The sequence below is a fragment of the Paenibacillus sp. JSM ZJ436 genome (genome assembly GCF_044383795.1).
GTDB lineage: Bacteria > Bacillota > Bacilli > Paenibacillales > Paenibacillaceae > Paenibacillus_AQ > Paenibacillus_AQ algicola.
In genome coordinates, this window is record NZ_JBISEO010000007.1 from 136,990 (window position 1) to 152,902 (window position 15,913).

Annotated in this window: 12 protein-coding genes and 1 pseudogene; 2 read left to right on the forward strand and 11 right to left on the reverse strand. The window is 44.2% G+C overall.

Annotated features, from left to right (window positions below; all coding sequences use genetic code 11):
* The 10 genes from ACH6EH_RS11445 to ACH6EH_RS11490 all read right to left on the reverse strand — a co-directional run bounded on the left by ACH6EH_RS11445 (position 1) and on the right by ACH6EH_RS11490 (position 11,403).
* Positions 1 to 1,632, reverse strand: a complete 1,632-nt coding sequence (locus ACH6EH_RS11445) for an extracellular solute-binding protein (RefSeq protein WP_138224615.1) — start codon at positions 1,630 to 1,632, stop codon at positions 1 to 3.
* Positions 1,633 to 1,830: 198 nt separating this feature from the next.
* Positions 1,831 to 3,084 (reverse strand): glycoside hydrolase family 5 protein, encoded by a 1,254-nt coding sequence (locus tag ACH6EH_RS11450; protein WP_138224614.1) that lies wholly within the window; start codon positions 3,082 to 3,084, stop codon positions 1,831 to 1,833.
* Positions 3,085 to 3,094: 10 nt separating this feature from the next.
* On the reverse strand, positions 3,095 to 3,343 hold the full coding sequence (locus ACH6EH_RS11455; RefSeq protein WP_397332409.1) for a hypothetical protein: 249 nt from the start codon (positions 3,341 to 3,343) through the stop codon (positions 3,095 to 3,097).
* Positions 3,344 to 3,394: 51 nt separating this feature from the next.
* A complete protein-coding gene (locus ACH6EH_RS11460) occupies positions 3,395 to 3,628 on the reverse strand; it encodes a hypothetical protein (RefSeq protein ID WP_397332410.1) in 234 nt (77 codons plus the stop codon).
* Positions 3,629 to 3,650: 22 nt separating this feature from the next.
* A complete protein-coding gene (locus ACH6EH_RS11465; RefSeq protein WP_397332455.1) occupies positions 3,651 to 3,854 on the reverse strand; it encodes a sulfatase-like hydrolase/transferase in 204 nt (67 codons plus the stop codon).
* Between the two features lie 176 nt (positions 3,855 to 4,030).
* The gene (locus ACH6EH_RS11470; protein WP_397332411.1) at positions 4,031 to 4,474 is read right to left on the reverse strand and encodes a sulfatase-like hydrolase/transferase; all 444 of its coding nucleotides are present in this window, start codon (positions 4,472 to 4,474) and stop codon (positions 4,031 to 4,033) included.
* Positions 4,475 to 4,558: 84 nt separating this feature from the next.
* Positions 4,559 to 7,210, reverse strand: coding sequence for an alpha-L-rhamnosidase (locus tag ACH6EH_RS11475; RefSeq protein WP_138224610.1), 2,652 nt, complete (start codon positions 7,208 to 7,210; stop codon positions 4,559 to 4,561).
* Positions 7,203 to 9,509 carry a glycoside hydrolase family 3 N-terminal domain-containing protein gene (locus ACH6EH_RS11480; RefSeq protein ID WP_138224609.1) on the reverse strand — a complete coding sequence of 769 codons (2,307 nt, stop codon included), beginning with the start codon at positions 9,507 to 9,509 and terminating at the stop codon, positions 7,203 to 7,205. Before ACH6EH_RS11480 ends, ACH6EH_RS11475 begins: the two co-directional genes overlap by 8 nt.
* Before the next feature lie 47 nt (positions 9,510 to 9,556).
* Complete coding sequence (locus tag ACH6EH_RS11485; protein WP_138224608.1) at positions 9,557 to 10,447, reverse strand: carbohydrate ABC transporter permease; 891 nt, start codon at positions 10,445 to 10,447, stop codon at positions 9,557 to 9,559.
* A gap of 41 nt (positions 10,448 to 10,488) precedes the next feature.
* Positions 10,489 to 11,403 (reverse strand): ABC transporter permease, encoded by a 915-nt coding sequence (locus ACH6EH_RS11490; protein WP_138224607.1) that lies wholly within the window; start codon positions 11,401 to 11,403, stop codon positions 10,489 to 10,491.
* A 263-nt stretch (positions 11,404 to 11,666) separates the two neighbouring features.
* Here ACH6EH_RS11490 and ACH6EH_RS11495 point away from each other — a divergent pair, with 263 nt between their 5' ends.
* A complete protein-coding gene (locus ACH6EH_RS11495; RefSeq protein ID WP_138224606.1) occupies positions 11,667 to 13,943 on the forward strand; it encodes a helix-turn-helix domain-containing protein in 2,277 nt (758 codons plus the stop codon).
* A 650-nt stretch (positions 13,944 to 14,593) separates the two neighbouring features.
* Positions 14,594 to 15,089 (forward strand): annotated as a pseudogene (locus ACH6EH_RS11500) (transposase); the annotation flags it as partial.
* 459 nt (positions 15,090 to 15,548) lie between these two features.
* Here the strand turns inward: ACH6EH_RS11500 and ACH6EH_RS11510 are convergent.
* Positions 15,549 to 15,794 carry a hypothetical protein gene (locus tag ACH6EH_RS11510; protein WP_397332413.1) on the reverse strand — a complete coding sequence of 82 codons (246 nt, stop codon included), beginning with the start codon at positions 15,792 to 15,794 and terminating at the stop codon, positions 15,549 to 15,551.
* Positions 15,795 to 15,913 lie beyond the last annotated feature (119 nt).

Genomic DNA, 15,913 nt, shown 5'->3' on the forward strand with positions numbered 1-15,913 from the left:
TTATTTTGTTGTTTTCCACCGATCATATGCCTTTTGATAGATTTCCACATACTCATCCGCACTCATTTTCTTCAGCAGGGAAACATAATTATCCCAATCGTCAAAACTCGCCTTACCTAGCACAAACTTTGCTTCCATCTGCGCAATGTAGTTCATCAAATCGTTCTTTATAATATTCACTCTATTTTCTTCCTCTTCCGACAAAAAAAGTAACGGCATTGCTTCTTGCACGTATTCAGACAATTTATTTGCTTGATCATTTAGAATGTTATTAACAGGATCGTTTTGTTTGTAATTAATTTCCATGCTTTTCAGAAGCGGGATTGTCGAACCAATATCGGGTGTATTCTGGGCGCGGAACTCCTCCTTGTTCATTCCCTCTGGCGTAATCCTTTCCCATTCCTTTTTGCTATCATCCTTCCACTTCCAGGCCTCACCTTCAATTCCTTGGTTTCCAAGCATAAATCCTTCTGGTGTATACAAGTAGTCTACCCATCTCATTGTCGCTTCTGGATGTGGATTATTTTTTGTAATGGCAAAGGTACCGATTGTAATATTGGGACGCGGTGTAAACAGCTTCTCGCTATTTATAGCACTCGTCAATGGCATCACCAATGGATATTTCTCATTATCCTCCGGTTTTTCAACCTTGAATACGGAGAACGGTGCAGCATGCATCGTCATGCCAATCCGATTTTCTTGCCCCTTGGCCTTCAGTTGTTGATCAGTATGAGTAAAGATTTCCGGGTCGAGAAGCTTCTCATCATACAGGGTCTTCATATACTTTAGGAATTCCTTGTATCCTTCAGACAAGAACACAGCGTTCACTGTGTCGTCGGTTACCTGCAAACGGGATAAATTAGCTCTATCCTCCAGCACACCGAACGCTGGCATTATATAAGTTCTCGCGATGGCCAGTGAATCATTCTTTGCGTTAGTAAACGACAATGGGAGTTCGTCACTCTTTCCGTTCTTGTTCGGATCCTCATCACGGAAGCGCTTTAACAGCTCCAACAGTTCGTCAGTCGTCTGGGGAACTTGTGGGTTACCCAGCGCTTCCATCCACTCTGCATTCAAATAGGTTCGGAAAAACATCATGTCACGAATAATATCTGAGACTTGTGGTAAAGCATAGATATGACCATCTGGTGCAGTAATGGCTCGGCGAATTGCAGGATCTTTTTCCATCAACGCCTTAAAATTAGGAGCATACTCGTCAATAAGTCCTTCAAGAGGAATCAAAAGGCCTTGTTTGCCATAATTGATCTGATCGAAGAATGTTAGGGATCCCGCAAAAAATACATCAGGTAAGTTATCGCTCGCAAAGGTTAAGTTTTTCTTTTCTGGAAAAACCTTACCATCCGGCGTGTCAAATTCAAAATGAATATTAGTCAATCTCTCCATTTCCTTAAAAAACATCATTTGATCCCAAGGACCCTGACTTGCTCCTTTTGATCCCATTAACTTAAGGGTAACCTTCTCATTCACAATCGGGTATCCGGTCGCATTAAAGTTTTGAGGGAATGCAGAATTCTCGGAAATGTTCTCATCGGATTGCTTGGTTGAACAGGCAACACTCATGCTGATCATCATTGAAAAAGCTACCATTAGTATCATCATCTTTTTCTTCACGTTGTAACTCCCCTTTCGTTTTTTACATAAATTTCAGCTGATAACGCTTTCACTATAACCTTTTTTGAGGCCGCTTCGAAATATCTTGTTTTCGGCCCATACTCCAATCATGCACATCGCTTTTACAAACAGAATAGCGGTTCCAATACCGCATGAGTGAAACACAATACTCCTTTCATGCAGCGTATTCGTATTCATTCATAGCTTGGCTAATTTCTCTATAATCTTTCCATCATGTAGATGAACAACTGCTCTCCATTCCTCCTCTTCCGAACTCATTTCCACTGCGCCCATCTCCCAGTTTTTCTTATGATTTACAGCATGGACATTATCATAGCTTGTAAAATACAGCACCCCATTTCGATAAAAATCCACATAATTGATTTTCTCAGGATACAAGCTTGCTAACCTGATCCAACGCTTTCCTTCATAGGACATATCCGCTTCAAAGCCCTGTAGATGCAACTGCTCATCTTCTGGAATTGTAGGCCAGTCAATACCCAATCCTTCTGCCATTCGCTGAGCAAAAAATTGATCCTCACCGGGCGTAATCGCCCAGTCTACGGGCACTTCCTGCTTCGTGATATTATTGTAGTATCCCCAAGATGTTCGGGTTCGAAAAGCCACATCTATCTTGCTGATGTCTGGCGAATCCTCGTTGCAAACAACTGGCTTGCCGGGTGCCCATGCCTTCACTTTCTGAATGTGATTATAATAGTGCTGCCGAGATAGCCAGTTGCCATGAATAAGAATAACGTCACTTTCCTTGCAAATCTCTTCATTAATATATCTTCCTAAACCGCTGCAGCCTACAGGTATCCCGCCAGATTCCGTACGGGCGATCTCCATTAAGGCAACCATTCCCTCACTCGACGCGATTAATGGATGCTCACGCGCAATATTATGCTCATTGCAAACCTCAATGATGACATTTGTGTAAGCTCCTTCTTTTAGGAAGCGAGATGCTGCCCTGACCGCATTCAATATTACTTTGCCGTCCTTCATACGTCCCGTCTGCCCAGTGTAGAAATAGCTCACGATAACGACCATGCCCAATTCATCCGCAGCTCTGATCAAGCGGTCCATTCGACCCGCGTAAGCCGGATCTATGCTTGTGCCGTCCTCCGAGAAAGGATTGTTATCGATCGTTGGATTTTGTATGGTAAAACATGGACCACCGCCCTGAAAACAAACTGTAAATGCTCGAAGTCCTGCCCGATACCATTCAGGCAATGCTGCAATAAGATCATTCGTATTCTGATCCGGATCGAACCTGCGTCCAAAACGATGGAAGCGATTGGGGTCTTGCTTGTCATCAAATATACCCTGAACAAATCTCGCATTCATTAATAAACCATGAACATCGGACGGACTTCCATCAATCTCCGAATACGTTTTTTTTCCATTAATAACAAATTGTTCGCCTTCGATTGTTAATACCGTTTTGCCCATTATTCTCTCCTCACTTCACGCTGCGTAGGTAATAACAGCGGTTAAAATTTGGTCCGAAATAAATCGTTTTGATTAACCTCGAATTTTCTTTCATATCCAGGAATACAAGGAATGCAATGCTTGCAGGCGGATCCTGGAGCAGCAAGAGTGCGTCACGCTCTGGCGGGAGCTGCTGCGGCTCATAACGTTTCCAATCATCCCCGTCAATCATCGTCGTGCATTGATCCGCTCTCAGTTGCTCAAGCAGTTGGCGTTTCATTCGCTGCGTTTGATCCTTGTACATAGGATTGTTAAAGAAGTTATGCGTTTCTTACGGATCAACCTGCAAGTCGAACAACCATTCCTTATTGTCCGGCGCTGAGTAGATATATTTGCATCGTTCCGTAACGGCCAGATATACACCGAATTCATTCCGGTTATACTGACCCATCGTTAATTCTCTCAGCTGCTTGCCCTCAGCAATATCCAGCAAGCTCCGGCCGCTATAATCCTCTTGCGGCTCAATACCTGCCGCTTGCAGAAAGGTTGGCAATATATCGACCAAGCCTACGGGAGCATGACATGGCTCATTGCCTTTCGTGCGATCGGGATCCACTTACGATCAGCGGTATGCGAGCTGCGGAATCCAGGAAGCTGCGCTTGCCTACACTATTGTAATCGCCAAGCAGCTCAGCGTGGTCAGAAGAGAATACAATCATGGTGTTCTTCAGCAGATCTTGTTCTTCCATGTAAGCGAGCAAGCGTCCGATTTGGTAATCAATGAAGGATATTGTGCAATACTACGCTGCCTTCATTGTCCTCATCAAATGGTCGTCCACACCTTGATCTCGATATTTGTCGGTTCTGGAATCGATTCCAATACGTTAGAAGCTCTTCTCCGTTCATAGGCCGTTTAGGCAGAGACATCTCAAGCGCTCGGTATAGCTTGTTCCATGGAGTAGGTGTCTCAAAGGGCGGACGTGGTTTGATATGGCTGAGGAATGTAATACATCTCGCTCCGGACCCCCTGCGGATCATGAACATGCTGGTATCCGTTCTGGTTCAGATAACGCTTGAAATCGTCCTCGCCCCTCCCCTCTTCGCTAATATCCCGTGACTCGAAGCCCCAGAGCGCCTCCGCACCTTGCTCGGCAAAGGTGAAGTGCATTTTGCCAACGCCATGCGTCTGATAACCGTTCTGAGACAAAATCTCCATAAAGCTTTGGCGTCCTTCTGGCATTCTCTCATTTGCCGTACAATCGGTACGGTGCGGCAGCTGCCCCGTCATCATGGCATACCGCGCAGGCACACAAACCGGACAGGATGAATACGCACGCGTGAAGGTAACGCCTGTCTCGACCAATCGATTTAAAGCAGGTGTCTTAATAATAGTTAATAATAGGATTGCCATGCGCTTCAATCGTGTCATAACGCTGCTGATCCGTGAATAAGAACAGAATGTTTTTACGTGTCATAGTCTCCTCCATTATTCCTTTTATTTGAAGACATATAGAAACTCATATTCTCCTGATCCTACCTCAAGCTGTACACCGGCTTCTGTCTGCCGTACCGAGTGTACGCCTGCGGCATAGGCGACAGGAACCGCTGATTCCACTACTTGACCCATTGCTGCGCCAGGCAGCATCACAGACGCCTCCGTATTCGGCGGAATGACCACCTTCACCTTCATTCTGCGGTCCTCCAGCCGCTCCCAGCCTGATGCTACCATCCCATACATAGAGCTATAGGATGCTCGGGCATAGCTGATCGCTTCCGAAATCTGAGGCGCTATGCGCACCTTCTTGTAGCCTGGATTCTGCACATCTGTATCGAGTCCCGCCGCAATTCTGTATAACCACTCTCCGACTGAGCCATAGGCATAATGATTATAAGAGTTCATAGGATCCTCGCATAACGAGCCGTCAGGCTTAATGCCGTCCCAATGCTCCCAAATCGTTGTTGCTCCTTTGGAAATCGGGTACAGCCATGACGGATACTCGCGCTGGAGAACCAGCTTATAGGCCAGATCCGTATATCCATGCTTGGACAAGGCCAGGCAGAGATAAGGGGTGCCTACAAAGCCTGTTGTCAAACGAACGTTCTGCTCCTCCACATAACTAGCCAGAACAGCGGCTGCCTGCGGCCTATGCTTCTCTTCCAACAAATCAAACATGAGAGCCAGTACATAGGCCGTTTGAGTTGGGGAGGCCAACCGGCCATTCGGGGTTACAAACTCCCTCCGGAATTGCTCGGTTACTCGTTCGCTTAGCTCTGTATAACGCACTTCGTCCTCGAGCTTGTTAAGCACTGCCGCCGTCTTCGCCAGCAGTGCGGAACAATACGCATAGAAGGCTGTCGCAATCAAATCCTTAGGTGTTGACCCTACACGGCTTCCATTGGGGGCATCCATTGCAAGCCAATCGCCGAAATGAAAGCCCGTATTCCATAAATGCTCTTGCTCGCCTTGCGACCGAATATACTCAACCCATTTCACCATGCTCTCATATTGCTGTTCCAGCACTCGCCGATCCCCGTATCGTTCATACAGCACCCAAGGACATATAACGGCTGCATCTCCCCAGGCTGCCGATGAATGCCTTCCGCGAAGCACATCGGGGATTACAAATGGTACGCCGCCATCTGGAAGCTGATCGGCTGCAAGGTCCTTTAGCCATTTGGTGAAGAAAGGCGCTACATTCATATTGAATGCAGCTGTCCGCATGAACACCTGCGCATCACCCGTCCAGCCCATCCTTTCATCACGCTGCGGACAGTCGGTTGGAATGTCAAGAAAATTCCCTTTTTGCCCCCATACAATATTTCGCTGCAGCTGATTCACCAGCTCGTCAGAGCATTCGAACGTCCCTGTTTGATCCATATCGCTATGAATGACTTTAGCAACAACACGGGTTGCAATAAGCTCCGGCCGAATACCTTCAACCTGAATATAGCGGAAGCCTTGGAATGAAAAATAAGGCTCATAACGCTCTACTTGATCACCTCTGCAGATGTATGTGATGGTTTGTTTCGCTGTTCGCAGGTTGCTCGTATAGAAATTACCGTCATTATCCAACACTTCTGCGTGACGGATCACAACGGTATGACCCTCTTCCGCCTCTACCGCAAACTGCACCCACCCAACCATGTTCTGGCCAAAATCAACGACTGTTTCCCCATTAGGAGTACGAAGCACTTGGACTGGCTGCAGTTCCTCCACGATTCGAACCGGCTCGCCTTCTTGCGCGATCAAAGTATCATATCCATAATCTAGCAGCGATACTTGGGTCCATTCACTGTCGTCGAACCCTTTGTTATGCCAACCCTTGCTTTCGAGCCGTGCATCGTAATATTCGCCGTGATACAGCTCGGACATAAGCAAAGCGCTCTTGCTGGCTCTCCAGGAATCATCCGAGACAATCACTTCTTCTCTGCCATCCTTATATTGGACGTGAAGCTGCAGTAATGCAGCGCGTTCATTGCCATACAGCTGACTTAATCCATTCCAGCCCAAATTGCCCATATACCAGCCATTGCCCAGCATGACGCCAATTGTATTCTCTCCACTTGCAAGCAGCTTAGCTACATCATAGGTTTGGTACTGCAGCCTCTTGTTGTAGCTAGTCCATCCGGGTGCAAATAAGGTGTCATCAGCGGACTCCCCATTAACATACACCCTGTATACGCCAAGACTTGTTGCATACAGTCGGGCCGAAACGATGTTATCGCCTAATGTGAATAGCTTGCGCAGCAGTTGACAGGGCTCTGATTGCTCGAATCTGGCAGTTATCCATGATGCTCGCCATTCATCTTGATCCAACAGCCCTGTCTCACCGTATGCCGCCTCACTCCAATCCGATTCTTGGCCATGCTGATTCCAAACCTTGACACGGATTTCATAGCGCGTTCTTGAGCCAAGAGCAGGTCCCGCATACGTGATATGCAGGGACTGATCAGAAATAATCTTACCTGTGTCCCATATTTCCTGCCCTCCAGTCGATACTTGCAGCCTGTAGGCGGATTGCCGCACATCCCGTCCTTCTGCATGAAGCTTCCAGCTGAACCTTGGGCTGCGCTCGCCCAGCCCAAGGTAATTTACTTTATATTCGCAGCGCAAGTCGTATGGATGGAAGCTGCCCTTATTATGCATCGTTCGTTTTCTCCTCTTCTATCACATTCAGAACGATAGATTCGTAATGCTTCGAGCTTGAACCCACCATAATTTTGAATGCGCCAGGCTCCACAGTGATTTCATAGTCCTCTCCTGTAAAGCTCAGCATAGAGGGATCAATGCGGAAAGCAACTGTTTGTGCTTCACCTGGCTGGAGTGTAATGCGCATGAAGCCTTTTAATTCTTGAACAGGTCTTGTGACAGAGCTCACCAGGTCTGCAATATACAATTGCACAATTTCATCCCCTGCGTACTCACCCGTATTGCTGACTTCGACAGATACGGTGACGCTACCGTTCATCGCCATCGTAATAGAGCTTAATTGCAAATGACGATATTGAAATGTTGTATAACTTAATCCCGTACCGAAAGAGAACAGCGGCTCATCATGCTCGGCAAATAAATATTTTTTGAATAAACCCGTTGGTTTTTGTGAGTAATACACAGGCAATTGTCCTACTGAACGAGGGAAAGTAATAGGCAGCTTGCCGCTTGGATTCACATCGCCGAACAATACATCTGCTACCGCATGACCTGTCTCTTCCCCAAGATACCAGCCCTCCAAGATTGCCGGCACATGCTGCGCGATGTAGTTGATCGTCAACGGACCTCCATTGATGAGCAGGACAACAGTAGGCGTCCCGGTCTCGACTATCCTTTTCACCAGTTCATTTTGAACTCCGGGAAGGTCAAGATCATATCTGTCGCCTCTATCATCGTTGAAGAATATAGCCTCTCTGCTGGTTAAAGTGTTACCGCCGACACAGAGGATGGCTACGTCACTTTCCTTGGCTACAGAGACAGCCTCTACAATCCAGGCTTCATTTTTATCCCCTGTACTTAATTGGGGATTATTCATACGTCGATCCAATTCCGTTTCCCCGCTATCATCCTTCCCTTTTATAATTTCACAACCTACTGCATAAGCCACTTCCAGTTCTCCATTTGTTTTTGCTATAATCCCATCCAGAATACTAATACCTTTGTTCGGTTTTGTACTGTACGAGCCGGTGCAGATCGGATGTGCATTCGGTCCAATTACAGCAAGCTTGCGAATTTCATTCCTGTTCAGAGGCAGCAGCCCGCCCTCATTTTTCAACAGGGTGATCGATTTGTCTGCCGCTTCCTTGGCAAGCTTCTTATGCTGCTCACAATTAATCACTTGCTTGGCATGCTCTGCATCCACATATGGATTCTCAAATAGCCCTAGCAAAAACTTGACTCGTAAAATGCGTGCCACGGTAACATTCAGCACATCTTCTAACTCTGGATCTTCGGCTATGGCATCCAATAGTTGGGTATAGCAACCTCCGCCAGGCAAATCCATGTCCAAACCTGCCTTTAAGGCTTTTACTGCAGCTTCCTTCGAATTATTGACAACATGGAACAAAATATCTAATCTGGAAGCGTCGAAGTAATCGGATACAACAATGCCGTTAAACCCCCATTCATCTCGCAGGATCTCGGTAAGCAATTGTCTGTTGCCATGACAAGGAATCCCATCGATCTCATTATGAGAAGGCATCATGCCGAGCGCTCCAGCTTCTTGTACCACCGCCTTGAACGGAGGAAGGATCTGGTCCCTCAGCACTCGAGTGGGAATGTTGCTTGGAGCAAAATTGCGCCCCCCATCAGATTGTGCATAACCAGCCAGATGTTTTGGTGCAGAGACGACATGCTCATGATTTACGATCTCGTCCGTTCCTTGTAAACCTCTTACTGCAGCAACACCCATTCGGGTAACAAGGTACGTATCTTCACCATAAGTCTCCTCTGTCCTTCCCCAACGGGGATCTCTTGCAAGATCAAGCACAGGCGTATGCGCTTCATGCCCGCCTCTGACCCTTGCTTCCTTCCCAATTGCGGAGTATACACGTTCAATTAGCTCCGTATCCCATGTACTCGCCATAGCAATAGGGATGGGAAAGCTTGTGGCATCCTTTGCGAGATGTCCGTGCAGACATTCTTCTTGAGCCATTACAGGTATTCCTAGCCTTGTTTTGTTTACATAATAGTCCTGAAGCGCGTTAAGTTTCTTGATTCTTGTTTCAATCGAGTCGGTCTTGAAGGGAAGCTGAATGGCGCCGGCGCCATGCTTATAGATTTCTTCAATACAGCTTTCCTCAAGACTCCCGTCTTCATTAAGCTCGACATCAAAGCTTTGACCGACTTTGCCTATAGATAAAGTCTGTACGACTTTTTCCACCAATGTCATTCTTTGCAGCAGATCTATAACTCGAGCATCTATCGGTGTTGAAGCGTTTCTATAAGACTCCATATATCATTCCTCCATTTGTCTATCATGTTTCTTGAATCTTTGCCGGTTTATCCTTTTATAGATCCAATTAAAATCCCTTTGATAAAGAAACGTTGAAGAAATGGATACAGAATAAGCAACGGTAACGCGGATATAATAATGACGGCGTATTTAATAATATCCGCTATCTTGGCCTGTTCGGCCATAGCAGCCATAGATTCCCCATCCATCATCATATTGGCGTTCATTTCATTGACAATCAAAATTTCTCTTAAAAATAATTGTAGCGGAAATAGCGATCGATCCTGCAGGTACATGAGTGCATTAAAATATTGATTCCAGTGACCAACACCATAGAACAACGCCATAACAGCAATAATAGGCCCTGAAATAGGAATAATGATGCGTAAGAATAGAGAAAAATGTGAACAGCCGTCAACCTCAGCAGCCTCCTCGAGTTCTCGAGGAATTGTATTTTGAAAGAAAGTACGTGCAACGATAAGGTTCCAGACGCTAGCGCCCCCCACTACGATTAGCACCCATGGAGTATCAAGAAGATTGAGATTTTTAATTATGAGATAAGTTGGAATCAGACCACCATTAAAAAACATCGTTAACAGAAAAATTCCGGAAATAACGTTGCGCCCATACAAATCTTTGCGAGCTAAAGCATATGCGCAAGGAATGGTTAACAAAAGATTGAGGCTCGTTCCAAGCAGGGTATAAATTATAGTATTTCGATATCCGATCCAGATGTCAGGATTATCCAGAACCCTGCGATAACCATCTAGTGTGATGTCAATCGGCCACAGCCACATCTGACCAGTATTAACATATTGGGGATCACTGATGGATGCGCTAACTACATAGACTAGTGGATACAAAACAACTAGCGTTACCAGAAACAAAATAAAGCGATTGCTCCATTCAAATACCTGGTCCCCAAAAGAGGATTTCATGTACCTTCACTCCTTATAGTCGTTAATTGATGTATTGAAAGTTACCATAAGCTTGTTTGACTTACTTTACGAGCAATCGAATTTATTGTAACTAACAATATTAAATTAATGACCGAATTGAATAGTCCCACCGCTGCTGAAAAACTATACTGAGCTTGTAGTAACCCGCTTCGATAAACATAAGTTTGAATGACTTCAGATGATTCCATATTCAGCTGATTTTGTAACAAATAGACTTTTTCGAAACCTATAGACATAAAGTTGCCAATACTTAAAATAAGCAGGATGATGACCGTCGGCATAATTCCAGGCAGGTTGATACTCCAAATTCGTTGCACCCGAGTTGCGCCATCTATAGTAGCAGCCTCGTGTAACTCTGGATTAATTGCACTTAATGCCGCTATATAAATAATAGAATTCCATCCTAATTGCTGCCATGTCCCAGACCACACGTAAATGGATTTGAACCAGGCCGGTTCTGTCATAAAGCTGATTGGTTCTCCACCAAGAAGGACAATACCTTTATTCACGATCCCTGTCGCTGGATGAACTAAAGAAACAATAATCCCCGCTACTACAACTACCGATATAAAATGCGGCGCATAAGTTATGATCTGTACACTCTTCTTGAATGTTCCGTTACGCAGCTCATTGATCGCTAATGCGAACAGGATCGGTAAGGGAAACAATATAAGCTCATACAAGCTGATCGATAAAGTGTTTTTTATAATCGTCCAGAAAGAAGGGGAGTTGAAAAAACGCTCAAAATGATCAAAACCTACCCATTCACTACCCAATATACCTTGAGAAGGATAAAAATTCTTAAATGCAATCTGCAGTCCATACATTGGCAAATAGTTGAACACAATGAAATAAATTAATGTTGGTAAGACAAACAAATAGAGGTGCCAATTTCGCTTCAGTTGTTTTTTCCATATCTTTATATAACTGTTCATTTATTCGAACCACCTTTCCTTATTGTCATTGTATGGCTTGCTCCAAATGTAGCATCTAAGGGATCAAGCAGTAAATATCTGCCTTCTTCTCCATACTCGGATAAAAATGTTGCCTTCAAATACGCTCTAAGTCCCTGAAATTCTAAATATCTGCTTTATTTAAAATATTCGATTTCAAAATCAGGTCATTTTCCCCTTTATTGTCACGTAGTATACATATACAATAATAGTTAATCTTGAAAGCCCGGAAAGGGAGTGTAATCATGAGGTGGAATCTATACACTAAATACCTGCTCGCTTTCATTGTAATGTTTAGCATACCTGTGGCTATTTTAGGGATTTTTATATATACAGGTGCGGTAAGCGCACTTCGAACAGAAATTGAAGAAACTAATTTGAACCGGCTTCATTTAGCCTTGGATTCTATGGATCAGCAATTTTTAGACTTAACGGAAACCACCGTATTAATGTCTTTGAATCCTGACCTGTCTAGTTTTCACTTACTTGATGATACCTACGCCTCTACGGAAATTATTAAAGAAATCCAAAAATACAAAGCAAGTTCTTCTTATTTCGAAGAAATTTTTTATCATAGATATGATAGCGGTTACTTTTATTCGTCTAATGCTATGTTCAGTTTGTCTTCACTTATCAAAGATTATTATATGAACAAAACAGATACAGCTGAGCATTGGATCAATAGCCTAAAAGGGAATAAACGGCCCTTTGTTCGTCCAACCGAGCCTGTTTTAACAAACCAAACTTCCAAAGAGATCATTACGATTGGGATCCCATTTCCTGTACGGTCGCTTAACCCATATGGCATCGTATTATATTTGTTCGACAGCCAGCGACTATATAAATTGATGGCTCCGGTTTTAGGAGATTTTAGAGGCGCGGTGTACGTATTTGACCAGGATCAGAACTTATTAACATCTAAAGCCAATGATTTGGCACTTACTGATGAGTTTATAAAAAAACTGCTGGTCCAAGCCTCTAATAGTGAACAATCTTCCATGATTATGGAATCTAATTCGATGTCTGTGACCTGGGTGAAGTCGGAGGCAACCGGGTGGACCTATATGACTCTGCTGCCGACCTCTCAGTTCTACCAACAAGTTCTTAAGCTCACTAATCTGATCGTGTATATTTTAATATCATTAATTTTTATCGGAATCACCGTTGCTATTGTGCTATCCAAGCGATTTTATAAACCTATACAGCAGTTAATTTCAAAAATTCAGTTGGAACTTGAAGCGGCGCACCCTCTCGTCGATACAGAAATTAATTATATAGCTCATTCTTTTGAAAACATGACTCAAAATCAGCAATCCTTATTGTACCAAATGGAGAATCAAAAGAAGTTGATTCAGGATCAGTTCCTCATTAAGCTTATCCATGGATATTTTTCAACAGAACTAGATGTATGCGCATTCATGAAAGAACATCAAGTTGTCCTTTGTGGTAATTCATACTTCGTATTCAGTTTCAGTACCGAGGAAGCGGATACTTCTTTGACGCAAGATATATCCAATAGTCTCTCTGAATTCTCCAGCAATAATATTTCTGTTTATCCTATTGAATTTTATCGTCGTGGGACATTTGCATGCATCGTAGGGTTATCCAACAATGCTCTGCAGCACTCAGGAACGGTCGAAAGTATTGTCAAAGAGATCCAAGAAATAATAACTAGTAAAATCGGAACAGCTCCAACCATTAGCATTGGCAGAGTCTACGGCATGTTTCTTGGAATTCACAGATCATATATTGAGTCTCTGACTGCTAAGGAATACCAGCTTAAATTTTCAACCGGAAGTATTATTAACTATATTGATGTTGTTAATTGGAATGAAGAAGAGTCGACTAGCTGGTACTCAACTGATATCAGGCTCACTTTACTTCAGTCGATTAAACAAGGTGATGAGCAGCTGGCTCTTGAATCACTCAAACAAATTCTCCAGGAAATTAACACAAAAAAATCGCTTCTGATGACCAAGTGTATGACATCTGACCTTGTCAATTCGATTTTCAAGCTAGTTCATACACAAGATTTTCCTCACCACCTAGAAACTTTTAAACAACTCATCAATCAGCAGTCAATGAGCCAGTTTGAGAAGGATATCACTCAATGTGTTATCGACCTTTGCTCCCACATTAAAAAACGAAAAAATGATGAGCTATCTGAATTAAGTCATCGAATTTTGAGTTACATTCACGATAGATATTTGTTGTATGAATTTAATTTAGGTCAGATGGCGGAAGAATTATCTCTATCGCCATCATTTATCAGTCGCTCAATTAAAGACCTGACGGGTTCAACGTTTACCGATTACGTATTTGATTTACGCATCGAACATGTAAAAAACGAGCTTATGCATACGGATAAGTCTATAAAAGATATTATAACGGGAGCCGGCTATATAAATGTTTCATATTTCATTGACCGTTTTAAGAAAAAAGAGGGCGTAACTCCTGGGGAATTTCGTAAAATGGGAAAACAGATGAGCAATGATAATGGAAGATCTTCGTTCAAATTCTAAGTGTATTTTTATTTGAAGCATGGACCAGACGTTTAACAGCGTAAACGCCTGTGCATGAGGCATTCCGAGAATGGAGAAAGGACGATGGATGTGTTCCTTTTCACGATGGAACCATCCAAACTATGATGAGCGTGCGGGGCCTCAAACACGGCAGCTATAATCCACTCTATTGGCGGCCACACTTCTAAACGGAGTGATATTGGTTGCAGGGTTCTTCTGACTCTGGGTCGTTGTCCCTGACGGACTTACTCAGCTTGCTTAAGCGGGCATTTATGGAGTAGCTTTTATCTTAATTCTGGCAATAAATATAGGGATGATCGTCGCATAAAATCATTCTAAAAAATTAAAACCGCGTATCCGGGCGTTAGGCCCGGTTACGCGGTTTAGTTATAATTGGTGAATAAACGTGGATGATGCTGTCGCATTGATGAAGGCGTCCGGATCGTAGCGAGACGAAATCTCTTCTCAAAATGCTGCACAGATTTCTGTTTTGAACCGCTTTAGTTATCTAACTTCTCTTGATATAGTTCTTGATTTAAGGCTCAAAACAAAAAATCAGTGCTTGACGAAATAAACCAAGGATGAAAATGGAAAAACATCTGCTAATCCTGTATTGTTGTAAGTCCCAACAAACAACAAAAGGAATAGGGCTCGGGCTCGCCAAGAATATGCCGATGAACGCGGTAAGTCGATTTGTCGGTGAGCACGATACGCGGCTCTGGCGGGTGTTGCATCATTATGTGGATAACGCCATCGCCGCACAGGACCTATCCTACGTGACGAAAATAAACACCGACGAGACGTCAGCCAAACGTGGGCATAACAACGTCACGATCTTTATGGACCCCGAGCAGAAGAACATGATCTGTGTAACCAATGGCAAGGGTTCGAGCACATGGGACGAGTGTAAGAAACAACTGGAGTCCCATGCATCGGATGCGTTTGATTCTACAAGAATTCTATCGGTACCCGGCGGTAATCGCGCCCATGGTACTGAAGGACTGGATTCAATGGGGGCTTAAGCGCAAGCTCGCACCAATGGTCGAAGTTGCCCGCATGCTGCAAAGCCACTACGACGGGGTTGTTCGCTGGTTCACCTCCAAGCTAACGAATGGCTTACTTGAAGGCGTAAACAGCCTGTTCCAAGGCTGACCAATTCCCTTGTCGAACTCATAGTATGGCCAGTTTGCCGCAAATTATTCATCAATAGAGGGAGAACGTGGAGCGAAGCATCTCTACCAATTCCCTTGTCCGATTTTCAAAGGTTTACTGGAAATCCATAGAGCCTATATTGACAAGTAGCATTGCTAATGGCGAAGAGCCGCTAATAGTCTCCATTTCGATATAGGGGATCTAGATGAAGCGCCCTTACACGACAGTGAATCGAAAAGGAAAGCAAGTACCAAGCAGTGATATGTTCCGGTGGCTGCTGTTGTTGCCATGCGATTGAAGGAAATTCAGCGAATCTCAATAGATTGTGACACACAAGTGCAGCCGCATTATTCGGCCAGATTGGCACAGCGTGCGTCAATTCCCAAGCAACAAAAAAAGCCGCGAATTTACGCGGCAATTAATGAAACGAAAATCTGTTTCGTAGGTCACGTTTTACAAGGCATACAGGACCAGAAGCTCCTCCGTCGTCAGCGCTCTGCCCGCCTTATCCTCCTCCTGATCGTTCAACAATCCGTTAGCTTCCCAGCAATCGATGCATTTCTTCTCCGTATCGCAGGTGTGAGCTTCCGCGCAAGTGTAGCAGAATTGCAATAAATTTTTAGTGGTCTTTTGATCAACGGTTTCGGTTTTCATATCTGGTTCTCCTTCGCCGCGTTTCACGCCGTCAGGCCTAATCATGACGAATGCTCTTTGCTCTACTGTATTCATCTCCTTCTGATGTCTATTCTACAGCCTGCTCATCGCAGGGGCAGTGAGCAATATCACACCTCGTACTAAGAAAGAAAGCTGCCGATCTG